The sequence below is a fragment of the Rhodococcus sp. YL-1 genome, assembly GCF_001942025.1.
GTDB lineage: Bacteria > Actinomycetota > Actinomycetes > Mycobacteriales > Mycobacteriaceae > Rhodococcus_F > Rhodococcus_F qingshengii.
The window spans coordinates 4,126,049-4,150,485 of record NZ_CP017299.1 but is presented as its reverse complement, the minus strand read 5'-3'; the positions used below and the strand labels follow the sequence as shown (position 1 = coordinate 4,150,485).

27 protein-coding genes are annotated in these 24,437 nt (G+C 61.0%); 14 read left to right on the top strand and 13 right to left on the bottom strand.

Annotated features, from left to right (window positions below; all coding sequences use genetic code 11):
• Window positions 1–43 precede the first annotated feature (43 nt).
• Window positions 44–994 (bottom strand): NADP-dependent oxidoreductase, encoded by a 951-nt coding sequence (locus BH682_RS19235; protein WP_075835364.1) that lies wholly within the window; start codon window positions 992–994, stop codon window positions 44–46.
• A 25-nt stretch (window positions 995–1,019) separates the two neighbouring features.
• Here BH682_RS19235 and BH682_RS35940 point away from each other — a divergent pair, with 25 nt between their 5' ends.
• The 3 genes from BH682_RS35940 to BH682_RS19225 all read left to right on the top strand — a co-directional run bounded on the left by BH682_RS35940 (window position 1,020) and on the right by BH682_RS19225 (window position 3,724).
• Window positions 1,020–2,498 (top strand): recombinase family protein, encoded by a 1,479-nt coding sequence (locus tag BH682_RS35940; RefSeq protein ID WP_075833780.1) that lies wholly within the window; start codon window positions 1,020–1,022, stop codon window positions 2,496–2,498.
• 17 nt (window positions 2,499–2,515) lie between these two features.
• Window positions 2,516–2,986, top strand: a complete 471-nt coding sequence (locus BH682_RS35935) for a hypothetical protein (RefSeq protein WP_143542614.1) — start codon at window positions 2,516–2,518, stop codon at window positions 2,984–2,986.
• 420 nt (window positions 2,987–3,406) lie between these two features.
• On the top strand, window positions 3,407–3,724 hold the full coding sequence (locus tag BH682_RS19225; protein WP_087503885.1) for a hypothetical protein: 318 nt from the start codon (window positions 3,407–3,409) through the stop codon (window positions 3,722–3,724).
• 27 nt (window positions 3,725–3,751) lie between these two features.
• Here the strand turns inward: BH682_RS19225 and BH682_RS37315 are convergent, their stop codons facing one another.
• From BH682_RS37315 to BH682_RS19180, 10 genes are all read right to left on the bottom strand, one after another.
• A complete protein-coding gene (locus BH682_RS37315; RefSeq protein ID WP_075833776.1) occupies window positions 3,752–4,156 on the bottom strand; it encodes an HNH endonuclease in 405 nt (134 codons plus the stop codon).
• Between the two features lie 418 nt (window positions 4,157–4,574).
• On the bottom strand, window positions 4,575–4,706 hold the full coding sequence (locus BH682_RS37100; protein ID WP_263284184.1) for a hypothetical protein: 132 nt from the start codon (window positions 4,704–4,706) through the stop codon (window positions 4,575–4,577).
• On the bottom strand, window positions 4,706–5,989 hold the full coding sequence (locus tag BH682_RS19215; protein ID WP_075833774.1) for a phage major capsid protein: 1,284 nt from the start codon (window positions 5,987–5,989) through the stop codon (window positions 4,706–4,708). The genes BH682_RS37100 and BH682_RS19215 overlap by 1 nt, the downstream gene beginning before the upstream one ends.
• Before the next feature lie 12 nt (window positions 5,990–6,001).
• A complete protein-coding gene (locus BH682_RS19210) occupies window positions 6,002–6,616 on the bottom strand; it encodes an HK97 family phage prohead protease (protein WP_075833772.1) in 615 nt (204 codons plus the stop codon).
• 258 nt (window positions 6,617–6,874) lie between these two features.
• Complete coding sequence (locus BH682_RS19205) at window positions 6,875–7,174, bottom strand: hypothetical protein (RefSeq protein ID WP_157127657.1); 300 nt, start codon at window positions 7,172–7,174, stop codon at window positions 6,875–6,877.
• 80 nt (window positions 7,175–7,254) lie between these two features.
• Window positions 7,255–7,605 carry a hypothetical protein gene (locus tag BH682_RS19200; protein ID WP_075833768.1) on the bottom strand — a complete coding sequence of 117 codons (351 nt, stop codon included), beginning with the start codon at window positions 7,603–7,605 and terminating at the stop codon, window positions 7,255–7,257.
• Window positions 7,602–7,826 carry a MarR family transcriptional regulator gene (locus tag BH682_RS19195; protein WP_075833766.1) on the bottom strand — a complete coding sequence of 75 codons (225 nt, stop codon included), beginning with the start codon at window positions 7,824–7,826 and terminating at the stop codon, window positions 7,602–7,604. The genes BH682_RS19200 and BH682_RS19195 overlap by 4 nt, the downstream gene beginning before the upstream one ends.
• Window positions 7,823–7,951 carry a hypothetical protein gene (locus BH682_RS37095; RefSeq protein WP_263284183.1) on the bottom strand — a complete coding sequence of 43 codons (129 nt, stop codon included), beginning with the start codon at window positions 7,949–7,951 and terminating at the stop codon, window positions 7,823–7,825. Before BH682_RS37095 ends, BH682_RS19195 begins: the two co-directional genes overlap by 4 nt.
• 444 nt (window positions 7,952–8,395) lie before the next feature.
• A complete protein-coding gene (locus tag BH682_RS19185) occupies window positions 8,396–8,809 on the bottom strand; it encodes a hypothetical protein (protein WP_075833762.1) in 414 nt (137 codons plus the stop codon).
• Window positions 8,809–9,510, bottom strand: coding sequence for a hypothetical protein (locus tag BH682_RS19180; RefSeq protein WP_087503884.1), 702 nt, complete (start codon window positions 9,508–9,510; stop codon window positions 8,809–8,811). Before BH682_RS19180 ends, BH682_RS19185 begins: the two co-directional genes overlap by 1 nt.
• A gap of 65 nt (window positions 9,511–9,575) precedes the next feature.
• Between BH682_RS19180 and BH682_RS35930 the strand changes: the two genes are divergently transcribed.
• The 4 genes from BH682_RS35930 to BH682_RS19155 all read left to right on the top strand — a co-directional run bounded on the left by BH682_RS35930 (window position 9,576) and on the right by BH682_RS19155 (window position 15,670).
• A complete protein-coding gene (locus BH682_RS35930) occupies window positions 9,576–9,728 on the top strand; it encodes a hypothetical protein (RefSeq protein WP_157127656.1) in 153 nt (50 codons plus the stop codon).
• 1,456 nt (window positions 9,729–11,184) lie between these two features.
• Window positions 11,185–14,001, top strand: a complete 2,817-nt coding sequence (locus BH682_RS19165) for a DEAD/DEAH box helicase (protein ID WP_075833755.1) — start codon at window positions 11,185–11,187, stop codon at window positions 13,999–14,001.
• Complete coding sequence (locus BH682_RS19160) at window positions 13,998–14,771, top strand: SWIM zinc finger family protein (protein WP_075833753.1); 774 nt, start codon at window positions 13,998–14,000, stop codon at window positions 14,769–14,771. The genes BH682_RS19165 and BH682_RS19160 overlap by 4 nt, the downstream gene beginning before the upstream one ends.
• A 149-nt stretch (window positions 14,772–14,920) precedes the next feature.
• Entirely contained in the window at window positions 14,921–15,670 is a 750-nt protein-coding gene (locus tag BH682_RS19155) for a GntR family transcriptional regulator (RefSeq protein ID WP_007726130.1), read from the top strand.
• 54 nt (window positions 15,671–15,724) lie between these two features.
• Here the strand turns inward: BH682_RS19155 and BH682_RS19150 are convergent, their stop codons facing one another.
• Complete coding sequence (locus BH682_RS19150) at window positions 15,725–16,183, bottom strand: PTS sugar transporter subunit IIA (protein ID WP_063316888.1); 459 nt, start codon at window positions 16,181–16,183, stop codon at window positions 15,725–15,727.
• Window positions 16,180–16,410, bottom strand: a complete 231-nt coding sequence (locus BH682_RS19145; protein ID WP_003941324.1) for a glucose PTS transporter subunit EIIB — start codon at window positions 16,408–16,410, stop codon at window positions 16,180–16,182. Before BH682_RS19145 ends, BH682_RS19150 begins: the two co-directional genes overlap by 4 nt.
• A 327-nt stretch (window positions 16,411–16,737) precedes the next feature.
• Between BH682_RS19145 and BH682_RS19140 the strand changes: the two genes are divergently transcribed.
• The 7 genes from BH682_RS19140 to BH682_RS19110 all read left to right on the top strand — a co-directional run bounded on the left by BH682_RS19140 (window position 16,738) and on the right by BH682_RS19110 (window position 24,435).
• Complete coding sequence (locus tag BH682_RS19140; RefSeq protein WP_003941307.1) at window positions 16,738–18,081, top strand: PTS transporter subunit EIIC; 1,344 nt, start codon at window positions 16,738–16,740, stop codon at window positions 18,079–18,081.
• Between the two features lie 2 nt (window positions 18,082–18,083).
• Window positions 18,084–18,353: an HPr family phosphocarrier protein gene (locus tag BH682_RS19135; protein ID WP_003941322.1), complete on the top strand. Its 270-nt coding sequence runs from the start codon at window positions 18,084–18,086 to the stop codon at window positions 18,351–18,353.
• Complete coding sequence (gene ptsP / locus BH682_RS19130; RefSeq protein WP_075833751.1) at window positions 18,353–20,026, top strand: phosphoenolpyruvate--protein phosphotransferase; 1,674 nt, start codon at window positions 18,353–18,355, stop codon at window positions 20,024–20,026. Before BH682_RS19135 ends, ptsP begins: the two co-directional genes overlap by 1 nt.
• Window positions 20,023–21,264, top strand: a complete 1,242-nt coding sequence (locus BH682_RS19125; RefSeq protein ID WP_075833750.1) for an N-acetylglucosamine-6-phosphate deacetylase — start codon at window positions 20,023–20,025, stop codon at window positions 21,262–21,264. The genes ptsP and BH682_RS19125 overlap by 4 nt, the downstream gene beginning before the upstream one ends.
• The gene (gene nagB / locus BH682_RS19120; RefSeq protein WP_075833748.1) at window positions 21,252–22,031 is read left to right on the top strand and encodes a glucosamine-6-phosphate deaminase; all 780 of its coding nucleotides are present in this window, start codon (window positions 21,252–21,254) and stop codon (window positions 22,029–22,031) included. Before BH682_RS19125 ends, nagB begins: the two co-directional genes overlap by 13 nt.
• Window position 22,032: 1 nt before the next feature.
• Window positions 22,033–22,755 carry a copper homeostasis protein CutC gene (locus BH682_RS19115; protein ID WP_075833746.1) on the top strand — a complete coding sequence of 241 codons (723 nt, stop codon included), beginning with the start codon at window positions 22,033–22,035 and terminating at the stop codon, window positions 22,753–22,755.
• 129 nt (window positions 22,756–22,884) lie between these two features.
• On the top strand, window positions 22,885–24,435 hold the full coding sequence (locus tag BH682_RS19110) for a CoA-acylating methylmalonate-semialdehyde dehydrogenase (protein WP_042445510.1): 1,551 nt from the start codon (window positions 22,885–22,887) through the stop codon (window positions 24,433–24,435).
• Window positions 24,436–24,437 lie beyond the last annotated feature (2 nt).

The window sequence follows — 24,437 nt, the reverse complement described above, 5'->3', positions numbered from 1 at the left end:
GTCCGTCGTAGACGGTGATTGAACCATCGGGGGCCGACAGGAATCAGCCGAACTCGATCACCACTTTGCCGGCGGCATGGCCGTCTTCGACTGCAGCGAGCGCTTCCCCAGCGCGGGAGAATGGGTACCGCCCGGACACGGACGGGTCGAGGATCCCGTCGGCCACGAGCGCCGCGACCTCCGTGAATACTGCTGTAGTTCTTCGGCGTTCGACACCACCGCCGCCGAGTCGGCTCGCAGCCAGAGGATCGGCGATGCTCAGGATCGGTGCGTCCGGTCGGGCGAGCTCAGCGCCGCGAGTGAGAGTGTCCCCGCCGACCAGGTCGAAAACCGCGTCCACTCCGACTGGGGACAACGCGGACACGTCGTCTGCGAAGCCGTCCCCCGACGCAACCCAACGTGCTCCCGCTTCCTCGATCGCGGTTCTCTTGGACTCGCTCGCGACACCGATCACGTTGATACTCCGCGCCAGAGCAAGCGCGATCGTGCTGCGACCAACGCCGCCGCCGGCGCCGAGCAGCAGGAGTGTCGCCCCGGGTTTCAGACCGAGATCGTGGAGTGCGTCGTAGGCCGTTCCTGCCGCAACCGTCAGCACTGCGGCATCGGCCCAGGACACGGTAGGCGGCTTGTGTGCTGTCGAGGAGACGTTGAGCAATGTCGACGCGGCGTAGCCGCCGAAGCCGGTCGCGGTAGCGCCGAACACTTCGTCGCCGACCTCGAACTCGGTGACCCGCGGACCTACTCCGATGACAACACCGGACACTTCGCGGCCCAGAACCGCAGGCAGCGTCACCGGGACAGTATCTTTTCGAGTACCCGCGCGAACTTTCCAGTCAGCGGGGTTGACGCCCGCCGCTCGGACCGACACCAGCAGTTGGCCGGCACCGGGCGGGGGCAAGGTGACGTCGAAGTAGGACTGTGTGTCGGGTCCGCCGTACTCGGTGAAGCCGTATGCCAAAGTCACCCATATAGAACTACCATGTGACCAGGGCATTCGCAACGATTGGAAGGTACCAGCCATGGCGTCGATTGATGGAGCAGTCATCTACTGTCGCGTGTCCAGTGACCAGTCAGGCCGTGCACGGTCGGTATCGGAGCAGGAAGCCGATTGCAGGCGCACGTGTGAGGCCGAAGGGTGGCCGGTGATTGATGTGGTGGTCGACAACGACATAGGCGCGTCTCGGTACTCTCAGGGCACTCGTCCAGGCTTTCTGCGCCTGCGGGCACTGCTGCGGCGTGGCGTCGTCTTGGTGTCCTGGGAGTCGTCTCGGATCACGCGCAAGCTCGGTGAGTTCGCAGAGCTACGGGATTTCTGCGCAGACCTCGGCGTGCAGTGGTTCGTCGGCGGGCGGCTGTACGACTTGAACGAGCCGAACGATAACTACATGCTCGGTATCGCGGCTCAGAATGCCGAACTAGAGGTAGCGCTGTCGCGCAAGCGAATCATGCGGGCGAAGGATCGGACCGCTGCCACAGGGACACACAACGGGTGGATGCCTTTCGGATATGTGCGCGGCCGTGACGGCTGGACTGTGGACCCGGAAGCCGCGCCGATCGTCCAAGAGGCGGTGCGCCGATTGCTGGCGGGTGAATCACTGCGAAGCCTGGCAAAAGAGTTCGCAGAGCGCGGAGTGCCCGCGCCTAGTCGAGGTGTCGGCAGGCAGGGGAGTGGTTGGGCCAAGATCGGCGGGAAGGGTTTGCGTTCGATGGTCCTGAGTCCGACCTATGCCGGAATCCACGTACGTCGGCGGCACGACAAGCAAACTGGCGAACGGGTCGAGATCTCACGTACACGGGGCGATTGGGAACCGCTTATAACCGAAGGCGAACACACTCGGCTGGTTGCCATGCTCACCGACCCCTCTCGGTCCCGTACCTGGGGAAGTCAAGTAACGCATCTACTTTCGGGCATAGCTACCTGTGAAGTGTGCGGCCAGGGAGTCAAGCATTCCAATATGAGGTCAGACCTTCGGCCTCGATACCGTTGCCCAGACAGTCACGTGAAGCGCGCTGCCGACGAGCTGGACAGGCATGTGGAATCGGCTGTAGTGGAGTTCTTTTCGGATCATGTGCGTGCCGCTGCCGCTATGTACGGCGACGACCAAGCTGCCAGGGAAGCTGCCGAACTTGCCCGCGAACTCAGGCAGCAACTCGACGCTGAAATTCTGGAGCTGACCAACGCCAATATCTCGGCGTCCACACGGGCGCGCATGGCAGAGCAGATGGAACAGTCCCTACTGCCGAAGATCGAAGCCGCCGAAGCGAGAGCGCGCCAGGTGGGTAATCCGGTACTGCAGAAATTCGCTGATGGAGACACAAAAGCCGTGTGGGATTCTCTCGACATTCTGGACAGGCGCGAGGTCGTCAGAGAGTGCTTGAAGGTGACGATTCTGAGAGTGAAGGTGCGCAATCCGCGTAGAGTATTCGACCCCGACACTGTGGAAATCGTGCCGAAGAAGATAATTTCGATTGACTCTGACTGGTGGAAGACGGATTAGGCGGTAGGCTCTCGCGCATGTCAGTTGCCGCCCTTGTGTTGTCGATCGTCTCGCTGGTGTGGAGCTTCGCGCTGACATGGATACGGTGGCCAAGAATCTCTGTCGAAATGAGGCAGTCGGTAAGCGTTGGCTCACCGTCGAAGGACACGCTGAATCTGGTTGTTCTTAATCTCGGAGCCGAAGCAACCACTATTGCAAACGTCGGCATTCGTTCCGAAGATAGGTCCATTGGCATCGACTACGAAGCAAATCGCGACCCATTCGAGGGGCCTGATCTGCCAGCTCGCATCGAGGGGCATGGTTGCTTGGTGTGGACACTCTCGGATGATTCTCTGACGCCAATTCCCAGTCAAACCAAAATTGCTGCATATGCTTTTCGATATAAGGCTTACCGGAAATACCCGAAGAGCCGTAGAACAATGCTCCGCATAACTGAAGCGAAATACACTACCCATCGAAACGGCGGCATTCTGCCGACTTCGGAATAGCTATTTAATGAGATTGGCCGACTCATCTCGGCTATTGGTTTTAGTCCTTATATCTTTACGTATTCATACTGCACTGCGCGCGGTCGATTCTCGTCGTCCCATGGCAGATTCTCTTTCAGACCCTCTCGGACGCCGATTCGAGCACTATAGTAACCCTCTGACCTGCGGTTATGCAGTGTCGTTGAAGATTTCAACTTAGAGGGAGAAGCGATCGGAGGCAGGGTCTTGCTCGGCGTCTGCGAATGCCGGAAAACTTGGACCCCCCTACCCACTGGTCCCTACCATCCATTCCTCTGCCTACCTAGTGCCATTAGCGCAATCCAAAACAATTGATTAGTGTCATTGTTAGTGAGGGAATGAATCGCATTAGCGATATGTTTTCCACATGGAATTCACCAACTGGAAGGGGTGAGTCAAACAATGGCTACTACACAGGCAGTGAGCGACTGGAGCGCGTTGGTACGGCAGGAGCTGCCACAGGGCGTTACGGTTCGCAAGGTTGGTTGGAAAGCATTGAAGGTTGCAATAGCAATCAGTGCAGTGTCGATGCTGCTTGCACTTGGTCTGGTGCTAGTGATGGTGTGCATGGTGGCTAACGTAGGACGCAATGCACCATTGGCAGTGGTCACTAGCAGCAACAGGAAGCAGTACAAGATGCATTGCAAGACAGTGCATGTCAGTGGGTTCAGCATGGTTGGCAAGGCATTGCAAGGTGTGTATCAGTTCACAGTGAAGTGATGAGTACATACTGAGACACCAAGGGTGCTACCAGATCTGGCTACCATGCACGTCGTCAGGTCCAACAGGTTCGATGGGTATCAGGCTTGGCTTCGGCTTCGCTGTTGTTGTTCCCGGTGCTCGGCGGCTACGTCGTCTGAACGGTGCGCGGTAGGGCTCTGCTGTGGTACCTGCCAGCTGTCGGCCTTCTCGTTTGCCACTGTTGCACTTCATATGTGCGGGTGCGGTGTTGGCATGGTCGAACAATGCACCCCCTCGGCTGACCGGCACGATGTGATCCACAGACAAACCCAATCGTGTTCTGCCGCTTGCATATGGGTCGATGGGTTCGTTGCAGAGATGGCAGGTCCAGCCCCCGGCAGGTGTGTTCTCCTTGTACCACTTGCGAATCGCGACCCAGCGAGGATCGTGCAACCACCATGAATTCGACATTGCTCAGTCTCCAAGCGTTTCAATAAGTTTGAGGTTCTGTACTACGGTTTGTAGTCATACACCAAAAGGCCCCGAATTCCATGTGGAAAACAGAGCCCTTGGTGGGTAGATGATGCCGCGCCCTCGGCTGATATGGAAACGATGGACCGCCACTACCTCTTCCGAGCTTCTACTCCCGGAATGCCTTGTGGGCCACAGGAAAACGACAACGGCAACGAAAACGCTTCCCTGCGGCCCTGCCGACCCCCTCGCACACCTATCCGAGTCTTCTACTTCCCGGAATCCTTTGAGGGCCACAGGGAGTCGCCGGACAAGCAACCAACCTCCTGTGGCCCCAAGGTGACCGGCTAGGGCTCGCACGCGCTCTGCCGGTCGAACCCTCCCCCTCGGCTATGACAACGAGAGGGAGGGAGCTAACCTACGCGTCTGCGCTGTTCGGCAGTGCCCGCCAGGTTTCGAGCGGGATACCTTCGCGCTTCGGCGTTTCCAGATCGCTCAGGATCTGAGTCAGCGGATCATGGTCGGTCAGAAAGACTTCGAAGCCTGCCATTACGGACGCACCCCCAAGTCGATCGCGAATGCCTTAGGCTGCAACACCTGCACGTCTGCGCGGATATTGGCGATGAACGCCACCTGCCCGTTGTCGGCGTAACGCTCGGTCAGCAATCGAAGCGAGAACCCGGTGCGGATACCGATCGCCAGCTGAGAGAAGTCGCCCACGTAGATTTCGCTCGTGTCGTTACTGGTGCCCACAGTGAGGTTGGTCGGTACCTGGTTGGTTGTGAGAACCTTCGGCAGGTTGGACGGTGCGTCGAGGTAGCGCCCGGAGGTGTCCTTGATCTTGCTGAGCTTGGTCTGAGACCGTGGTGCCAGCAATACCGCCGATGGCTCAAAATTGTTCTGCCGTACCGTTCCGATGCTGTCGAGAATCCAGTCGTAGTCCGGGAGAGCGGTTCCGTTCGCGCCGTGGTTGGTGACCGGAACTCCCGCCGTGTTCAGCAATCCCAAAGGCTGAGGGTCCACACCTGTGCCGCGCAGTGCAACTCGGTCGATTTCAGCTGCCAGCTGTGCCGCGAATGCCTGGGCGATGACGTTACTGGCGCTCGGGTTGCTGTCCTCGAAAAGCTCACGGCTCATGACGATTAGCCGGTCGAGCGACCGGGCTTTGAACGTCACCGCGTCGAAAGTCAAGTCCGATGCCGTCAATGCAGCGTTTTCCAGTCGCCATGCAGCGGTGCCCTCTCCCATCAATCGCGGGATGCGCAATGTCTGTGCTGTCATGGGGACGGTGATGGCCCCGGCTTCGATGACACGCAACTGATTTCGGGCCAGGTCGATCACCTGGTTGCTGAGCGGGGTCGGTACGAGGTAGCCACCCGCGCTCTGAGTTCCCTCGGCCAGTGCACGTTCGGCGTCTGCGCCCTTCCAGTTACCCGTTGCGATGCCCCGGAGATAGTTGTCGAAATTGGCGTCCGTTGCGGTGCTGTGGCCGTTCTCTCGACTCCACTGCTCTACTGACTGAGCGCGCTCGAGAACCTGCAAGCCTTCGAGTGCCGCGCGGGTTTCCTTGCGACTGCGATCCTCGAACTGTGGAGCTTCGATGGTGCCGGGGTCGTTTGCCAGCTGCAACAAGCGGTTACGGCTCTCGTTGCGCTGCTTGAAATATTCGAGGGTGTCAGCGAGTTCCTCGAAACGGTCGGCGTCTGCGCCCTGCAATTCGGAACGCTCGGCCAGCTCGTGTGCCTCGGCGCGAACCTTCTGAGCCTCGGCGGCTACCTGCGCTTCGGGCATGCCGTGGTACTTCTGCCAGCGTGGATCTTTGATGTCGATCATGATAATCAGTCCTTAAAGGTCTAGTAGCCGAAGCCGACGCGCGGCCTGGCTCGAAGTGATGGTGGTGCTGGTGTCTCTGACTCCCACAGATGTGCCCGCGTATGCCGGTGAGACAACGGGTCCGGCTTCGCTCAGCGCAACCTCGCGGATCGTTCGGGAGAGCTTCTCCTTGCCGCGATACAGACGGTCGTAGGCTGCCTCGGCGTCGAGCTTGCGGCCCTTCTCGTCGGTCCACTCGTCCTTCACGACGCGGAACCGAAAGCTCATTCCTGTGAGGGCTCCCGATGCGATCGCTTGGCGAATTGGCTTCACCAGATCGTTGTCGTGCAGGCGACCGGCGACGAACAATCCGTGGCTGTCCTCGCGGAGTTCGGTGTAGACGCCGATGGGGACGGTGCCAGTCCGTGGATCGTGACCATGATCAAACTGCATGACCGGAGTCTTTTCCCGGAGCGTCTTGACGAACGCCCCCTTGGCAATTCGCTCGGAGAAAGTGCCTTCCCAGGAGCTGATTTCGGTGTCTTGGTTGAAAACGGCCGCATATCCTTCGAGAGTAAGCCCGTCGCCAGGTTCGGCGGCAGAGCGAAATTCGACGCTGCGAGTGATCAGAGACGTGTTGCGTGACATTTCGGGAATCCTTTGTTACGGAAGTGGATGCGACAACGCAAGGGAGAATGTTTCCCCTGGTGGACCCGGCTTTTCCGTTCGATTCAAGTGTCCGCGCTGTGGGGACGGCTTGCTTCCCGAAAACTATCTGGGACAAGTGAACCGGCTTGATGCTGTCTCAAGTGATTCGGCTTGCGGGGTCCAGTATAATCGAAATTCTGGGATGGCGCAGGAAGCCGGAAACATTGTGCGGGCAGAGGTTCCGGCTTCCCACGGGTATCAGGTGAACTGGCTCGGGTCGAGGTCGTCGGTCGGTATCCACTCGGGCCGGAATTCGGTGTCGTCGTCGTCGGCCAACCAGGCGCGGGATGCAAGCGCGATCACTTCGCCGGTCGCTTCGAGAATGAACGAAACCTCTTCTCCGTTGGTGTGGCACATGATTCCCGGTTTGAATGCTGCGAGAACCTTGTCTGCTGGTGACAGTCGTTCGTACGCTGCCGCTAGTAGTTTCTTCACCTTGTCGTTGGTGAGTTGGATCGGATCTACTCCGAAGTCATAATTGGGGTCGTCGGGTGTCATCTTGTCCTCCGTGATCGTAATCAGGTGTGTAGGTTCGAATTCCGGTAGTTCTCCCGGTAGCCATGGGATGGTCGCGGCTGTCATTGCTCGGTGTCCTTGTGTCCGTAGTAGTAGCCCTCATTCGGTCGGTAGACGTGTACCGCTGGGGTGCCTTGCAATTCGTAGGTGATTCTCAGCTGCGTGCTCAGTCTGTCTACAGCTGCCACTACTGCTGCCAGACTTGCCGGCACTCGGTCCTCGGTCAGTTGCTTGTGGATCTCTCCCCTTGTCAGGTTCGGGTGTCGCCGTAGCGTTTCCACAATTGCGAATTCAAGTTTGCGTCGGCGGGCTGCTGCCTTGTCCTGTTGCTTCGATCTCTTGCGGCGTGTTCCCTCGGTTACGTCCAGTTTGGTGATTTCGCCGTACCTCGGGTCATTCCACGTTGCCGTCATAGGTACACCGATTCCGAAGCACGCCACCTACTCGCGAACCCTCGGCGGCTGTCCGGGACTCGGGCCACCAGTTCTGCTGCCTCACTTGCCGCCAGAGCGTCGAGAACGATCGGCAAGGGTAGTTGAGTCCGGTCGGCCAGTTCGGACGCTGTGAGGGCACCCGGCGCGGCTTTGAGTGCAACAATCACGCGTAGCGCTTCGGCCACAGGGGATCTGGTCATAGCGTGCACATCACATCGGCTTCGACTTCGCCAGTCTCAGAGTTCACGTATTCGCCCGGTTCGTACCAGGTAACCCCGTCGATCTTGTAGTCGGGGATGAACCATGCAGTGGTGTTCTCGGTCATTGCCTTCTCCTTCATTCGTTGTCCGGCAACCGTTTTCGGCCACAGGGAGGAAAAGCACTATTCGGTTGTCGTTGTAATCGCAAGGGGCGCACGGCGTTTGCTTTTGGGCGAGCGAAGCGAGTTGCTTTGTCGAGCGAAGCGAGATGCCCTGTGGCCCCCCATGGGAGCGCTTGGACCGATCGTCCGCTAACCGGTATAGTTATTCGTGTTGCCGGGAGACCCGCCTCGGCAGAAAATCAGTGGAGGAAAGACCATGACCGCTGCGCTCGAATCCCGTACGGACCGGCTCGTCAGCTGGACAGTTCCGACGAATCCGTTACCGGGAGTCACCTGGTATGAACCGGGCGAACTCTTCAATCCCGATAGCGGGAATCCGGTTTTGTTCACCATGTAAGCGAAAACAGGCTCTCAGTTGCCCGCTGAGGGCCTTTTTCATGCCACCCCTCACTCGGACGCACGCGGGCCGTTTTTGGCGGTCTCCGTCAAGCTCAGCATCCCGTTCAACCATTCCTTGCCTCGGCTGACTGTCCGCTGGACGGCTTCGATTTCCACAGGGAGGGCGCGCCACCCCGTCATGTCGTGGTCGGTGGTGACGATCAGCCACAGTCCAACCTCACGGTTCCCGCGCGAATCCGAGCCGACGTAGGGGTCCACACGAGGGACATGCTCCACGAATCCCGGCACCGACTCGTCTCCGAACTCCTCGGCCAGCCACCCCCGAATGAATTCCATCGTGTTGGACAGGTGAATAGTGTCGCTGCCGGTGCCGACCAATCTGTACCTGACGAACCATCTCCCAGTGTCGTAAATCGGACCGTAGGTGGTGAAATCCTGTTCGAATTTGAAATTGATCTTCATCAGAACTCGAACCATTCGCGACCGTCAGCGGTTCTTTTCGCCGCAGGGTGGTGGGTCGCCACAGGGGATCTCTCTCCGCTCGGGCCGGTGAGATTGCTTTCCGGAGGCGTAGCGCCCGGAGCCCCAGCGGAGGGCGGCGGAGCCGGAGGTTTCTTCTCTACTTCGCTTCTCACTCCACTCTCGCTTCGCTTCGTTTCGTGACGCTTCGTATCGTGCATCGTCACATCGCTAGTCACATCTGTGGTCACGTGACCAGGGTCGTGACGCGTCACATTCTGCAAAGCCCAGCATCGCTTCGGGTCGCATTTACTATGGTCACCGGCCTTGTGGCGTCGATTCCGCTCGGTGGTGATTGCGGAATTTTTGGCGCGCGTCTGAACTTCTTCTGCCGACAACTGTTCATCCAGGAAGTCGACAATCCGCCATCGTTTCGACTGACATCTGACCGACTTTTGACCATCATTCTGACTGACATCTGACCAAAGTCCGGCTGCGACAAAGGCTTGCGCGATCATCGCGGGTTTGCTTGCGTCGGTGAACAATCGGAGGTCGCTGTATTCGATCACGCCATCGGTGCCGTATTCGTTGGCGTGAGCCAGGGCCTCGAAGTACATGAGCCGCTGCGACCGTGGGAGCTTTGTCAATCGCGGGTCGCGGATTGTCTTCAGCTCGTACTTGGTCCACATCCTCTTCTGACTCATGATTCCTCTTCCTCCTTCCTGGCGTTCTTGTGAGCTTCGTAGTGTTTCCGGCAGAGTCCGCGCGCGTGAATTTTGTAGTGACAACCTCGGGCGTCGGCGCAGTGCGGGGTGTCGGTCGCTGGCTCGTCTACGGGATACGTGAATTCGTCGGCGTCGTAGTGAGTCCCGCCGTACTGCCCGATGCTTCTCACGATTCGATTCCGTGCTCGGCTTTGTAGGCGGCAACCCTGCGGAGTATCGAGCGTTCATTGGCTGCGTACTGGCATGTCCTGCAATTTCTGCCAATTGGGATGCCGTCACGCTTTTTGACGATCGTATTTTCGGGTGTGAACTCGTGTCCGTTCTTGCAGTGTGTCTTTGGTGCCATGGCGGCGCGTCCTTTCGTTGGTCTTGTAGATAGTTATACGCCCCAGGTGCGACACATGCGGAGAGACGCGATTCCCGAACACTTCTGCAGTGCAACAGAATTGGGCTCAAATTCATGGCGGCGCAGTAGGCCACAGGGAGCGGGAAGGTGCAACGCTGAACCATTGTTGAGGTTTGGCAACGGCGCACTCGACACGGCGCTAGAATCGGAGGCGTCTCTCACACAAATCTGCGGTCTTGCGGGCCGCGCCAGGCAAAGCCCCTCGGCTACTTCCAAAGCTGGGGGGCTTTGTCATGCGCGCACTCTCGGCGCTTCAATAAGTCCAGGCCCTTAGCGCAGCTAACGAGTACACTCGGGGGCGTTGGTTCAGTTCTCGTTTGACTGTCATCTTTGGGATCACCAGCACGCGGCCCATCACCGCACACAAAGAACCGCCCCTCTCGACTTCCTGCGAGGTGGGCGGTTCTTTTGTCTGTCGGCAATTCAATATATAAAGTCCGAACCCTTCCCGTCGTCAACTCTCGCGGGCTAGCGTCGAGTGACGGCCTGAGAGTTGGAAAGGTGACCGAAATGGATTTCCCATTGATCTGGTGGCTGATGCCCTACGGGCTGATTCCGGACGATATTCGTGTCTGGGTTCGCGATAACGCGCCATGCTGGCTCGGCGGCTACTGCTACTAGGGGGCGAAGATGACACCTTACGGACTCTGGCTCGGGCCTCTCGGGGTTGCGCTGGACGTGTTCTTCGTCTGGCTGAACACCGGCAAGCTGCCCTGGTAGATGCACGCGATCTCGGCATTTCAATATGTGCACAAAAATGCACCCCCGCAAGCCGAAGCCAGCAGGGGTGCAAGCGTTTTGGGGTGTACCCCGTTAGAGTTCTAACTCGGGCCAGTTCTCCAGTTCGATTCGATCATCGCCCCAATCCAGCTGTAGCTGACTCAGTGTCGTCTCTCTCCCGTCGTGTAACAATGTGAATCCGACGATGTGAGAGTTCCCTCGACCAGTTTCCAGTTTGACGAATTGGCCTGTCACCTGAACCATCACTATTTCGCCGCTTGAGCGAACGATCTGCCTCTCACGCGGAGCGTCGTAGGGCAGATTTCGGACTTCCTGTGGACTCATTACGTCGTGATACCCGGTCTCGTGACGGAATTAACAGGGTGCTTGACCTGCCTATTCCCTCTGGTTTGAGTCTATATGGGAGACTTAGCGCAACGGTAGAAGCCGTATGCCGTCGTCATGCCTGCCAGCCTATTGCCCGGTAGGCGGGAAGTGGTGTCGGTGGCACCTGATTGGATGGTCGGATGCTGCATGGACTCTGGTCACCGGGATCGGGGCTCAAACTGTGGGTCGACGGGCACGACGGTGCCGGGACCGACGATCCCCGTGATCCGGTCAGTGCTGTCCTGCATCGCAAGTTCCGTCATCGTGTGAATGTCGCTATGCCGCCCGTACCTGGCGGGCCTTTGCAGAGTGAGTACGCAGCTGTTGCGTTAGCGCCGCCGGACGCAGTCGATCTCCTGCTGCGGTTCAAGGCCGACGATCAGCGAATTGCGGGAGACCTGCACTTTCTCGTACATGTGGCGCGAGGAATAGACCGTTGGGTGCGCGCCGGACGGGTGGTCCCCGCACTGACGCGGGCTGAAGGAAGTTGGTGGCCACGCTGGCAGTTGTCGGTGGGGGAACGCCAGCGCGCCTGGATCGGCGAATTGGTAGTGGCGATGCCGCCGGTGCAGCGGGCGGTCGGTTCGCCGAGGGCGACGATCGAAGACATCACGAACGAACTCACGGACCCGATCGTTCGTCGTGCTCTCGGGGACTCACATCCGGTGGTGCAGACCCCGCTGTGGCAGGCCGTGTTGTCCGGGGACGCTTTCGACGACGTGTCGGTACGAGCGGCCGAGGGACTCGCCGAATGGGGGTCGACGTTCACCGCCGGAGAGCCGGACTTGGTTCTGCGGCTGATCGAGCCTGAACTCGACGACAATTCCGATCCCGACGACGATGCGCTGTGGCGTCTGCAAGTGTGTTTGCGTCCTGAAGGTGAAGCGCCCGAACGTGTTCGACTGCACCGGGCAGATCCCAAACGTATCCAGCTCGGCAGCCGCAAGCTCGAAGACGCAATCAAGGCTTACCCACGTTTTCGCGACGTGCCGCGCGACGAGGACAGCCTCGACCTGTTGCTGCCCACACCTGTCGTGATGGACCTGGTCGGTCACGGCGCGATTGTCCTGCGAGAGCGAGGGATCACGCTGCTGCTTCCTCGCGCATGGAACGTGGTGTCTCCATCCCTGCGTGTGCGCGTGACCTCGGCGGCATCTCCGATCGTTGCGGAGAATCGTACGGTCGGTATGGACCAATTGCTGGAATACGATTGGGAATTGGCGCTCGGAGACAAGGTACTCACCGCCGAGGAAATGACCCGACTCGTCGATGCGAAGTCCGATCTGGTCCAGTTGCGCGGCGAGTGGGTTCAGGCGGACAAAGACGTCCTGGCCCGCGCGGCTCGTTTTGTCAGTCAGCGGCATTCGAGCGGGGACCGAGCGATCGTCGATCTGATCAAGGACTTGATCGCCGACGACCTCAAAGACCTGCCGGTCGAGGAAGTGAAAGCAACCGGATGGGCCTCGGCACTGCTCGACCAGTCGGTGGCTCCGCGGCAGGTGGCGGTACCGTCGACGGTCAACGCGACTTTGCGTCCGTATCAACGACGCGGTCTCGACTGGTTGGCGTACATGAGTGCTCTCGGGCTCGGCGCTGTTCTGGCCGACGACATGGGTCTGGGTAAGACGCTGCAACTGTTGGCGTTACTTGCGCACGAGAAGTCCAAGACAGCAACCCTTTTGGTGTGCCCGATGTCGGTTGTGGGTAACTGGCAGCGTGAATCGGCGCGATTCGTGCCGAGCTTGCGCGTCTACGTTCATCACGGTTCGGATCGCGCTACCGGGGCGGAGTTGGAACAGGCAGTTCGTGAGAGTGACCTCGTGATCACCACCTACGCGCTCATGACCCGCGACGTCGCGGCCCTCAAGGATCTCGACTGGCGGCGCGTAGTGCTCGACGAGGCTCAACACATCAAGAACGCCAAGACATCTCAGGCCCGCGCTGCTCGCAGCATCCCCGCGGATCATCGCGTTGCTCTGACCGGAACGCCGGTGGAGAACCGACTGGACGAGCTGCGGTCAATCCTCGATTTTGCCAATCGCGGTGTACTCGGCTCGGAGCAGATGTTCCGCAAAAGGTTTGTCGTACCGATCGAGCGGGAAAAAGATCAGCTTGCCGTCTCGCGACTGCGAGCCGTCACGTCCCCCTTTGTGCTGCGGCGCGTGAAGACCGATCCCGCCGTGATCGCGGATCTCCCGGAGAAGTTGGAGATGACGGTTCGAGCGAATCTCAGCGAAGAGCAGGCCGCGTTGTACCGCGCCGTGGTGGACGAGATGATGGCGCAGATCAAGGGGACGGAAGGGATGAAGCGCAAGGGCGCCGTCCTGTCTGCGCTGACCAAACTCAAACAGGTGTGCAATCATCCCGCGCACTTCCTGCGCGACGGTTCGCCGGTGATGCGCCGCGGGCAACACCGTTCGGGAAAGCTCGGACTGGTCGAGGACATCGTCGAGTCGGTCATCGGCGACGACGAGAAGGTTCTGTTGTTCACACAGTTTCGTGAGTTCGGCGAATTGGTGGTGCCGTACCTGGCCGACCGGTTCACCACCGAAGTTCCGTTTCTCCACGGCGGAGTGTCGAAAGCCGGGCGCGACGCCATGGTCGAGGCATTCCAAGGTGTAGGCGGCCCGCCCATCATGGTGCTCTCGCTCAAGGCCGGCGGCACGGGTCTGAATCTCACGGCGGCCAACCATGTGGTTCACCTCGACAGATGGTGGAACCCGGCGGTAGAGAACCAGGCGACGGACCGTGTCTTCCGCATCGGTCAGAGAAAGAACGTTCAGGTACGCAAGATGGTGTGCGTCGGAACCTTGGAAGAGCGAATCGACACGATGATCGCGAGTAAAAGTGAACTCGCCGAACTTGCAGTCGGGACCGGTGAGAACTGGGTGACGGAGATGAGCGTCGAGCAACTGGACGAGTTGTTGCGACTCGGCGACGACGCGGTGGGCGAATGAGTCCGCGCGGTAAAGGCCCCGATTTCAGTGAGTACACCGGGCCTCGACGGCGAGCACCCGCGCCGGTCAAGCCTCGTCCAGCGTTCGGGAGGACGTTCTGGGGCAAGGCTTTTGTTCGGGTCGTCGAAGAGATCGGCGACAAACCTCGTGTCACGCGTGGGCGTACGTATGCGCGTTCGGGTCAGGTCTTGGCGCTCGACATCGAACCAGGAGTGGTGACGGCCGAGGTTCAGGGCAGCCAACTTCAACCGTTCGTTTCCACGCTGTCGATCGACACCCTTGACCAATCGGATATCGACGACATCATCACCAAGATCCGCCGCGTGCCGGGAAGTCTTGCCGCACTGGTGTCCGGCGTTGTCCCGGACATGCTTGCTGCTCAACTGATACCGGACGGCCCGTCGGCTTTTCGCTTCGACTGCACCTGCCCCGATGTCGGTTGGCCGTGCAAACACGCTGCGGCCGTGGCGTTCTTGACCGCGGAGCGAATCGACACCGATCCGCTCAGGTTGCTGAGACTTCGCGGGGTCGACCTGGAGCAGTTGATCGGGGGAGTGGAAGACGAGTCGACTGTTTGGGTGGACGTCGAGAATTGGTTCGGAATCGCGGCTGCCCTCCCTGCGCTACCGAAGGTGCCTTTTCGCGCGGCGATCGACGATCTGGATATCAGGCGGTTGCGCGAGGCGGTTGCGGCATTGGGATTGGACATGGCTCAGCAGAACGTCGCCTTGGACGAAATACGGTCCATCTACCGACGGTTGGACGGTTGAAATCGGACAACTCCGGACTGGTGCTAGTTTCCTGTCGTAAATTCCAGTATCGTTAATTGGACCGGTCCGGTCGGGACCTGCCTGCGATTTCAGGTCGTTGTCGTCGGCGAATAGACGACTATTCATTTCTCGGAGGGACAGTCGCTGTGATGCCCGTTCATTTGCGCGACAGCGCAATACCCAAACACGAACAGTTGCGCACCATTCTCCTGCGCAAGTGCACCCAAGAACTCCAGCCTGGCGACTTGATGACCAGCGAGCGAAACCTGATGCAGGACTACGGCGTCAGTCGGATCACCGTTCGCGAGGCAATCGGGCAACTGGTCAATGACGGACACCTCGTTCGCGTGCGTGGCAAGGGAACCTTCGTTGCGCACCGTGCTGTCCAATCCAAGCTGCACCTTGCATCCTTCACCGAGGAAATGCGCGCCCAGGGGCATCACCCCACGACAGTGGTCCTGGTCAGCGAACAGGGGCCGGTCCCCGAAAACACTGCTGCCGCACTGAATATGCGACCGGGTTCCGACGGTTACCACGTCAAGCGCTTGCGCCTTGCCGACGGCGAGCCGGTGAGCGTGGACGACGGCTGGTTCAATCCCGAACTGTTGCCGGGTTTACTCGACATGGACTTGACGGGTTCGATCTATCGGGCAACCGCCGACAAGTACGACAAGCCGATCGATCGGGCAGAGCAGACAGTCAGTGCAGATGGTGCCAGTACGGAGATCGCGACTCTCCTGGGCACTCGTAAGGGCGCTCCGGTTCTGTACTTCGATCGAGTGTCGTTCAGCGAGATCGCACCGGTCGAGCACACTCGCAGTTGGTACCGATCCGACCGCTACCAGTTGCAGATGGAAGTCCAGGGCCAAGCGCGGCCCAAAACGCGCGGCGACCAATAGTCATCGTTCGAAGCGAAAGGGCGAGCACACCTTCCGGTGTGCTCGCCCTTTGCGCTACGCCGACCAGTCGAACAGAGTGTCGCCAGTGGTGACGTCCCTACCGACGGAAGGGGATTCGACGGTGTCCGGTTTGGAATCCATTACGACAACCGGGCAGATCGCCGAGTAGCCGGTCGTGTCGATGTGCGCTGGATCGAAGCTGACAATGGGATCACCCGCATCGACGGTGTCACCCTCGGCGGCGATGAGCGTGAATCCGTCGCCTTCCAGCTTGACCGTGTCGATGCCGATATGGACCAGCACGCCGGTGGCCTTCTCGCCGAAGATCACAAACGCGTGGGGGTGCAGTTTCAGGATCTTTCCGCTGATCGGCGCCACGACCGTGAGCGGGCCTTGACCGCGGGCGGGTTCGATCGCGACGCCCGAGCCGACCATCTGCTGAGCGAACACCGGGTCCGGGACGTCCGCGAGTGCGACGACCCGGCCGGGCAGCGGGGCGAGGACGACCGTCACAGGATGTCCTCGATGTCCTCGGCAAGGGTGTCGGCCTCGGGCCCGACGATGACCTGGACAACCGTTCCGGCTTTGAGCACGCCGTGTGCGCCGGCAGCCTTGAGAGCGGACTCGTTCACCTTCGCTCCGTCCTTGACCTCGGTACGCAGGCGGGTGATGCAAGCCTCGATCTCGACGATGTTCTCTGCGCCGCCGAGGCCCTTGATGATTGCTTCCGCTTTCGACATTTGCTGCTCCTGATTGTCGGGTTGGTCGTGATCGTTGAACGGTCGTACAGGTGGGCTGACTAGTTGCTGGTCAAGGCTATCCCGGTTACGTATGTCACATTTGGGTGTTGACAACTCGCCTCCACCAGGTAAAACTACAACTGGTTATGACCGGACAGTACCCGTTGGAAGTCCGGCTCCACAACAGTTTCGACAAAACGGTTTCGGCCTCACTTCCGAGCAAGAACCGTGACCTGCATTTTCACGAAACCTGCACGTGTACGACACCCGAATTTCCAGAACCAGCGGCCGATCGCGACGCGGCCCGGCGAACGAAGAAGGTCCTTGATGACTCTCGAAGACACCCCGAAGAAGGAATCGAAAGTGTTCGCCGGGGTTCAACGCCTCGGCCGAAGCTTGATGCTTCCGATCGCCGTTCTGCCGGCTGCGGGAATCTTGCTCCGCCTCGGCCAGGACGACCTGCTCGGGCGATTCAGTTCGATGCACAGTGCTGCTGCAGTGATCTCTGCGGCAGGACAAGCAGTCTTCACGTGGCTGCCGCTGATCTTCGCCGTCGGTATCGCGATCGGCTGGGCCAAGAAGGCCGACGGATCGACTGCCTTGGCAGCCGTCGTCGGCTACATGGTGATCGACGGCGTGTTCAAGGCGATGTCGCCGATCGTCCTCGAAGGGAAGACGGACCCGAACGGGGATCAATCCCTGATCAACTACGGTGTGCTCGCCGGTATCGTGATGGGCTTGCTGTCGGCGATCTTGTGGCAGCGGTTCTATCGAACGAAGCTTCCCGATTATCTCGGGTTCTTCAACGGGCGCAGGCTCGTTCCCATCCTGACAGCGATCACCGGTCTTGTGGTCGGTGTCCTGATGGCATTCGTGTACCCCTTGTTCAACTCCGGCCTCAACTGGGTCGGTGAAGCAGTTGCTTCCAATACCGTTGTGGGCGGCGGCATTTACGGCGCAGCGAACCGCCTCCTGATCCCCACGGGCCTGCACCACATCTTGAACTCCGCCGTGTGGTTCCTGATCGGCGACTACCAGGACGCGAGCGGTCAGATCGTTCGCGGTGACCTCAACCGGTTCTTCGCCGGCGACCCCTCCGCCGGTACGTTCATGACCGGCTTCTTCCCGATCATGATGTTCGCCCTCCCCGCTGCAGCCTTCGCAATCTGGCGCAACGCCAAGCCTTCTCAGAAGAAGCTCGTCGGCGGCATCATGCTCTCCACCGGCCTGACCGCATTCCTCACCGGTATCACCGAGCCGCTCGAATTCTCCTTCATGTTCGTCGCGTGGCCCCTGTACGTCATCCACTCGCTCCTGACCGGAACGTCGATGGCCTTGGTCAATGCGCTCGGGATTCACGACGGATTCACGTTCTCCGCAGGCTTCTTCGACTACGTGTTGAACTTCGGCAAGGCAACCAACGCATGGATGTTGATCCCGATCGGACTCGGCTACGCCGTGATCTACTACTTCCTTTTCAGCTTCGTCATCAAGAAGTGGAATCTGCGCACGCCAGGACGAGAAGAAGAGGTCGAGGTGGCCGCAGGTGAGCCCGACCCAGCGCTGCTCGAGGCCGAACTGGCACTGGCTGCCGAAGGTGACAGCCGCACCGACGCCCCGCTCGTCGCCGAACTGGAAAACAAGCTCGACAAGGAACTGGAAGGACGCTGAACATGGCGATCGCAACCACGACAATCGGATCCCGCGTCGGACTCCACGCACGACCCGCAGCGCTCTTCGCGCGCGCCGCAGCCGATCTACCGGTAGACGTCACCATCGCGCTCGGCGACGGTGAACCCGTCGATGCCTCCAGCATGTTGTCTGTCATGACTCTCGGTGCAGCATTCGGGGATTCGGTGACCTTGCGTGCTGACGGTGACGGCGCCGACGCTGCGGTCGGTTCGCTCGCAGAGCTTCTCGCATCCGAACTGGACGAAGCCTGATGACGGCGAGTGTGGACAACCGCATCGCGGGTATCGGAGTGAGCGCGGGTTCGGTCTGCGCGCCGTGGTTGCGATTCTCCACGCCTGAGCCGACCTCGGCGGCGGACCCGATCACGGGCAGTCCCGAGGCGGAGCTGATCAGGATCCGTGAGGCACTGGACGCCGTCGCGGAGGAACTGCTCTCGCGTGCAAAGACAGTCGAGGGCGTCTCCGCGGAGATCCTGACGACGTCGGCTGCGATGGCGCGCGACGCGGGCATCGTGAAGGCGGCCAAGGCGAACCTGGAATCGGGGCTGCCGACCGCACACGCCGTCGCAGTCGCCTTCGACGCCTTCTGTGAAAAGCTCACGGCGCTCGGCGGGTACATGGCCGAACGGGCAACCGATCTGCGCGATCTCGGGCAGCGAGCCGTGGCCGTTCTTCGCGGGGAGCCGATGCCCGGAATCCCCACTCCCGGTTACCCGTACATACTGGTGGCGCGCGACCTCGCTCCGGCGGATACGGCGACGCTGGGCACCAGTGACGTGGTCGGATTGTTGACTGCCGAAGGAGGTCCGACCAGCCATACGGCTATCTTGGCGAAGTCGCTCGGAATCCCGGCCGTGGTCAACTGCTCGGGAACCGATCTGCTGGCGGAGGGGAAACTTCTCATCCTCGACGGCACCACCGGGACGGTCACCATCGATCCCTCGGCAGAAACGCGCGAGCGCGCAGTCCTCGAAGCATCGTTCGTGGCAGAGCAGTCGGCTTCGGCACAGGGTCCAGGACGCACGCGTGACGGGTTCGCGGTGAGGTTGTCGGCCAACATCGGAACCCTCGAGGACGCCGCGCGGGCCGGAGCGGCGGATTGCGAGGGCGTCGGACTGTTTCGTACCGAATTCTCGTATCTCGGGCGTCACGACGCACCGTCGGTGGAGGAGCAAGCACAGACGTACGCGTCGGTGCTCGGGCACTTCGCCGGACAGAAGGTGGTGGTCCGCACTCTCGATTCGGGTTCGGACAAGCCGTTGCCGTTTCTCGATCTCGGGGTCGAGGAGAATCCGGCCCTTGGTATCCGCGGGCTCCGTGTCGGCACGGTTTATCCCGACACGCTCATCAGCCAGCTCGACGCCCTCGCGGCGGCAGGCAATGCGACGGGTGCCGATCTGTGGGTCATGGCGCCGATGGTAGCTACGGCCGACGAGGCGAAGGACTTTGCAGAACTTGCGCGTTCGCGGGGGATCGGCAAGGTCGGAGCGATGATCGAGGTTCCAGCTGCAGCGTTGCGGGCGAAGGATATCCTCGAGCACCTCGATTTTGTCAGTATCGGTACCAATGATCTGAGCCAGTACACCTGCGCCGTGGATCGTATGGCCGGAGGCCTGGCGCAACTGCTCGATCCGTGGCAGCCGGCGGTCCTCGATCTGATCGCGATGGTCGGTCAGGCGGGCGCCGATGCCGGAAAACCTGTTGGTGTGTGCGGAGAATCCGCGTCTGACCCGCTGTTGGCTCCGGTTCTGGTCGGTTTTGGCGTGACGAGTCTGTCGATGTCGGTCCCGGCATTGGGCGCAGTTCGCGCGCAACTGGCCTCTCTCGATCTGGCGGTGTGCAAGGACATGGCCGCGGCGGCGCGGGGCGCGCGAAACCCGATCGAGGGTAGAGCGGCCGTCGCGCGGATTCGCGAGTCGGCATGAGTACATCAGGCTCGGCTGCTGTCGGCGATCCGATCGTATTGCGGGGAACTGTGATCGGATCTCCGGCCGGGAAGATTCACGACGGAGTCGTCGTCGTGGACGGCGAAAAGATCAGTTGGGTCGGCTCGGCTGCGGACTATGTGGCGTCCACACCCGTCGTCGTCATTCCGGAACGCACCGACGCGGTGATCATGCCCGGCTTGATCGATGTCCACAGCCACGGCGCCGCGGGTGCTGGTTTCCCGAACACCGACGCCGATGGAGCGAGCCGCGCGGCGGCGCACCATTGCGAGCACGGCACGACCGGAATGCTGGCCAGCCTGGTCTCCGCACCGCGCGCAGATCTGGTGCGACAAGCAACGATGCTCGCTGATCTGGTCGAACGCGGAGAACTTCTGGGTATCCACCTCGAGGGGCCGTTCATCAACGGCGTCCGCTGCGGTGCCCAGGATCCGGCAGCGATCATTCCCGGTGATCCGGATCTGCTCGAAGCCGTGTGTGACGCTGCGCGGGGGACCGTGCGGTCCATGACCTTGGCGCCCGAGACCGAAAATTTCGAAGAGTTGCTCGCGATCATGCGTCATCGCAACATCGTGCCGAGTTTCGGTCACACCGATGCCGACGCGGCAACGACGTCGGCGCGCATCGATGCTGCGGTGCACGGGGATTGGGCCGGACAGATCAGCGCGACCCACCTCTTCAACGGGATGCCGCCCCTGCACCATCGATCTCCGGGTCCCGTCGCGGCGTGCCTGGCGGCTGCCGCGAGAGGCGAGATGGTGGTGGAACTGATCGCAGACGGTGTGCATCTTGCGCCCGAGACCGTGTCGATGGTCTTCGACGCTGTCGGACCGGACCAGATCGCCTTGGTCAGCGATTCGATGGCCGCTGCGGGAATGGACGACGGCGACTACCAACTCGGTGCGCTCGACGTCACCGTACAGGCGGGCGTCGCACGGCTCGCGACGACCGACGGCTCGGCCGGCGCGATCGCCGGAGGGACCGCGAGGTTGCTCGACGTGCTGCGCAGCACCGTCTTCGACGGCGGCGTTGCGCTGGAAGACGCTGTCGCAGCGGCAACTCGGAGCCCAGCGCGTCTGCTGGGACTCGGCGACCTGATCGGATCGCTGGCCGTGGGCTGCCGAGCCGACATCGTGGTCACCGATCGTCAATTGCGCCTGGGGCGTGTACTACTCGGCGGAAGAGTCGCCGGAAAGGAAAAATCATGGAAATCGTAATTCAGCCGACACCCGCGGAGGTCGACTCGACCGTCGCGGACATCGTCGAAGGCTACGTCAGAGCCGGGGCGACGACGCTCGGTCTCGCAACGGGGTCGTCGCCGATCGGAACCTATCGTGAACTGGCAGCGAGGCATCGCGACGCCGAACTCGACTTCTCGCTGGCTCGGGCATTCCTGCTCGACGAGTACCTGGGATTGCCGAAACGCCATCCGCAGTCGTACTACTCGGTGATTCGCTCGGAGTTCGTCGATCACGTCAACCTGGATCCGGCGATGGTGTCCAGTCCCAACGGTGAAGCGCCGTGCCCGGAGCAGGAGATCGCCCGGTACGACCAGAGCATCGCTGCGGCCGGGGGAGTGGACGTGCAGTTGCTCGGCATCGGCACCGACGGTCACATCGGCTTCAATGAGCCCGGATCGTCGTTGACCTCGAGAACTCGCGTGAAGACGTTGACCGAGCAGACCCGGATCGACAACGCACGCTTCTTCGACAGTGTGGACGACGTCCCACACCATGTGCTCACCCAGGGTCTCGGAACCATCAGCGATGCAAGGCATCTGGTGATGATCGCGACCGGAGAAGGCAAGGCTGACGCGATCGCCGCTGCCGTCGAAGGTCCGTTGTCTGCTTTCTGCCCGGCTTCGGTGATGCAATTGCATCGCCATGTCACCGTCGTCATCGACGAAGCTGCGGCCAGTTCACTCAAACTTGCCGACTACTACCGGTATGCGCTCGAACACAAGCCGTCGTGGCAGTCCTTCTGACATGACGGTCCTGGAGCTGGCTGTGCAGGACGTGCGGGGGGCGAGGATCGCGCGTTCGGTGGGAGCGACTCGAGTCGAGTTGTGTGCGGCACTCGGCCCGACGGGGGGATTGACGCCCAGCATCGGAGTGATCGAGGCTGCGACGGAAGTGGGGATCGCGGTACACCCGCTGATCCGTCCGCGCGCCGGAGGTTTTGTGTTCTCACCCGACGAAGTGTGGGTGATGGAGCACGACGTACATGCTGCTGTGGCCGGTGGAGCGTCCGGCATCGTGATCGGCGCGCTGACAGAAGACAACTCGATCGACACCGTCGTGCTGCGCCGCATCATCGGATGCGTGGACCGGGCGAGAGTCGAGGTGACAGTACATCGTGCGATGGACGTGGTGACCGACCGTCTGACCGCGCTGGACGAACTGATCGACCTGGGCGTGACCCGCGTGCTGACGTCCGGGGGTGCGGACACTTGCAGTGAGGGACTCGACGAGATCGGTCGAATGGTCGAACATGCCGCGGGCCGGATCCAGATCATGGCCGGTGGCGGAATAACCGTCGACGACATCCCGGCAATCGCTGCCGTCGGCGTCGATGCGGTGCATCTCTCGGCGCGCAAGGTTGTCGCAGTTTCCGGCGGACCTGGTGGGGGATCGGACGGATACGACGTCACCGATGCAGTAGTCGCGCAGGAAGCGGCGGCCGCGCTCCGCGCTGTGCGCCTTTATTAACCCCCCGCGGTTATTAAAGGCGCACAGCCCTTGGGCTCTAGACATACATGGACATCCAACTATAGGATGGTAGACATATTCACTGCTGCCTCCTGGGCGGTCCATACGAGCAAGGAACGGGTTAGCACAATGGTTGAAAATGCGACGGTTCACGAGTTGACGCACTTCGTCGGTGGCAAGCGTGTTCCCGGGACATCTGATCGATTTGCGGACGTGTTCGATCCCAACACCGGCAAGGTGCAGGCCCGCGTTCCCCTCGCGAGCAAGGCCGAGACCGAAGCCATCATCGCCAATGCCGAAGAGGCGCAGCAGGTGTGGGCAGCGTTCAACCCGCAGAAGCGTGCCCGCGTGCTGATGAAGTTCCTGCAGCTCGCCCAGGCCGAGATGGATTCTCTGGCCCGCCTCCTCTCGTCCGAGCACGGCAAGACCGTCGCCGACGCCAAGGGCGACATCCAGCGTGGCCTCGAGGTCATCGAGTTCGCCGTCGGCGCTCCGCACCTGCTCAAGGGTGAATTCACCGAGAGTGCCGGCACCGGCATCGACGTGTACTCCATGCGTCAGCCGCTCGGCGTCGTTGCCGGCATCACGCCCTTCAACTTCCCCGCGATGATCCCGCTGTGGAAGGCCGGCCCCGCCCTCGCCGCCGGTAACGCCTTCATCCTCAAGCCCTCCGAGCGTGACCCCTCCGTCCCGCTGCGCCTGGCCGAGCTGTTCCTCGAAGCAGGACTGCCCGCAGGTGTGTTCAACGTGGTCAACGGTGACAAGGAAGTTGTCGACGTCCTGCTCACCGACGACCGCATCAAAGCCGTCGGCTTCGTCGGCTCCACGCCGATCGCTCAGTACATCTACGAGACGGCCGCAGCTCACGGCAAGCGCGCACAGTGCTTCGGTGGCGCCAAGAACCATGCGATCGTCATGCCGGACGCGGACCTCGACGAGGTTGCCGACGCCCTGATCGGTGCAGGCTACGGCAGCGCCGGCGAGCGTTGCATGGCCATCTCGGTTGCCGTTCCCGTCGGCGAGGAGACCGCGGACGCTCTTGTCGCGAAGCTGAAGGAGCGCGTCGCGAAGCTCAAGATCGGTCGCAGTGACGACGAAGGCGTCGATTTCGGACCGCTCGTTTGCCAGGATGCCCTCGACCGCGTCAACAACTACGTGCAGATCGGCATCGACGAGGGCGCAACGGCAGTCGTCGACGGCCGCGGCTTCACCCTCGAAGGCCACGAAGGTGGATTCTTCGCCGGCGCAACCCTGTTCGACAACGTCACCTCGGACATGCGCATCTACAAGGAAGAGATCTTCGGACCCGTCCTTCAGGTGGTCCGCGCTGCCGATTACGAAGAGGCACTGCGTCTTCCGACCGAACACGAGTACGGCAACGGCGTCTCCATCTTCACCCGCGACGGCGACACCGCGCGTGACTTCACCGCTCGCGTCAACGTCGGCATGGTCGGCGTGAACGTGCCGATCCCGGTCCCGATCGCCTACCACACCTTCGGTGGCTGGAAGCGCTCCGGATTCGGTGACCTGAACCAGCACGGTCCCGACTCCTTCCGCTTTTACACCAAGACCAAGACCGTGACGCAGCGCTGGCCTTCCGGCAAGAAGGAAGCAGGTCAGGAGGGTCGCTCCGTAGACTCCGCTCCTGACAACCACTTCGTCATCCCCACGATGAACTGATC

Coding starts and splice junctions, on each gene's coding strand:
- BH682_RS35940 (WP_075833780.1), top strand. CDS start 1,020: ATGGCGTCGATTGATGGAGCAGTCATCTACTGTCGCGTGTCCAGTGAC.
- BH682_RS19195 (WP_075833766.1), bottom strand. CDS start 7,826: ATGACCAGATCCCCTGTGGCCGAAGCGCTACGCGTGATTGTTGCACTC.
- BH682_RS19115 (WP_075833746.1), top strand. CDS start 22,033: ATGACGGTCCTGGAGCTGGCTGTGCAGGACGTGCGGGGGGCGAGGATC.
- BH682_RS19215 (WP_075833774.1), bottom strand. CDS start 5,989: ATGATCGACATCAAAGATCCACGCTGGCAGAAGTACCACGGCATGCCC.
- BH682_RS19210 (WP_075833772.1), bottom strand. CDS start 6,616: ATGTCACGCAACACGTCTCTGATCACTCGCAGCGTCGAATTTCGCTCT.
- nagB (WP_075833748.1), top strand. CDS start 21,252: ATGGAAATCGTAATTCAGCCGACACCCGCGGAGGTCGACTCGACCGTC.
- BH682_RS37100 (WP_263284184.1), bottom strand. CDS start 4,706: ATGGCAGGCTTCGAAGTCTTTCTGACCGACCATGATCCGCTGACTCAG.
- BH682_RS19145 (WP_003941324.1), bottom strand. CDS start 16,410: ATGTCGAAAGCGGAAGCAATCATCAAGGGCCTCGGCGGCGCAGAGAAC.
- BH682_RS19140 (WP_003941307.1), top strand. CDS start 16,738: ATGACTCTCGAAGACACCCCGAAGAAGGAATCGAAAGTGTTCGCCGGG.
- BH682_RS37315 (WP_075833776.1), bottom strand. CDS start 4,156: ATGTCGAATTCATGGTGGTTGCACGATCCTCGCTGGGTCGCGATTCGC.
- BH682_RS19200 (WP_075833768.1), bottom strand. CDS start 7,605: ATGACGGCAACGTGGAATGACCCGAGGTACGGCGAAATCACCAAACTG.
- BH682_RS19155 (WP_007726130.1), top strand. CDS start 14,921: ATGCCCGTTCATTTGCGCGACAGCGCAATACCCAAACACGAACAGTTG.
- ptsP (WP_075833751.1), top strand. CDS start 18,353: ATGACGGCGAGTGTGGACAACCGCATCGCGGGTATCGGAGTGAGCGCG.
- BH682_RS19235 (WP_075835364.1), bottom strand. CDS start 994: ATGCCCTGGTCACATGGTAGTTCTATATGGGTGACTTTGGCATACGGC.
- BH682_RS19135 (WP_003941322.1), top strand. CDS start 18,084: ATGGCGATCGCAACCACGACAATCGGATCCCGCGTCGGACTCCACGCA.
- BH682_RS35935 (WP_143542614.1), top strand. CDS start 2,516: ATGTCAGTTGCCGCCCTTGTGTTGTCGATCGTCTCGCTGGTGTGGAGC.
- BH682_RS19110 (WP_042445510.1), top strand. CDS start 22,885: ATGGTTGAAAATGCGACGGTTCACGAGTTGACGCACTTCGTCGGTGGC.
- BH682_RS19205 (WP_157127657.1), bottom strand. CDS start 7,174: ATGACACCCGACGACCCCAATTATGACTTCGGAGTAGATCCGATCCAA.
- BH682_RS19165 (WP_075833755.1), top strand. CDS start 11,185: ATGCTGCATGGACTCTGGTCACCGGGATCGGGGCTCAAACTGTGGGTC.
- BH682_RS19180 (WP_087503884.1), bottom strand. CDS start 9,510: ATGAGTCAGAAGAGGATGTGGACCAAGTACGAGCTGAAGACAATCCGC.
- BH682_RS19225 (WP_087503885.1), top strand. CDS start 3,407: ATGGCTACTACACAGGCAGTGAGCGACTGGAGCGCGTTGGTACGGCAG.
- BH682_RS19125 (WP_075833750.1), top strand. CDS start 20,023: ATGAGTACATCAGGCTCGGCTGCTGTCGGCGATCCGATCGTATTGCGG.
- BH682_RS37095 (WP_263284183.1), bottom strand. CDS start 7,951: ATGACCGAGAACACCACTGCATGGTTCATCCCCGACTACAAGATCGAC.
- BH682_RS19185 (WP_075833762.1), bottom strand. CDS start 8,809: ATGAAGATCAATTTCAAATTCGAACAGGATTTCACCACCTACGGTCCG.
- BH682_RS19160 (WP_075833753.1), top strand. CDS start 13,998: ATGAGTCCGCGCGGTAAAGGCCCCGATTTCAGTGAGTACACCGGGCCT.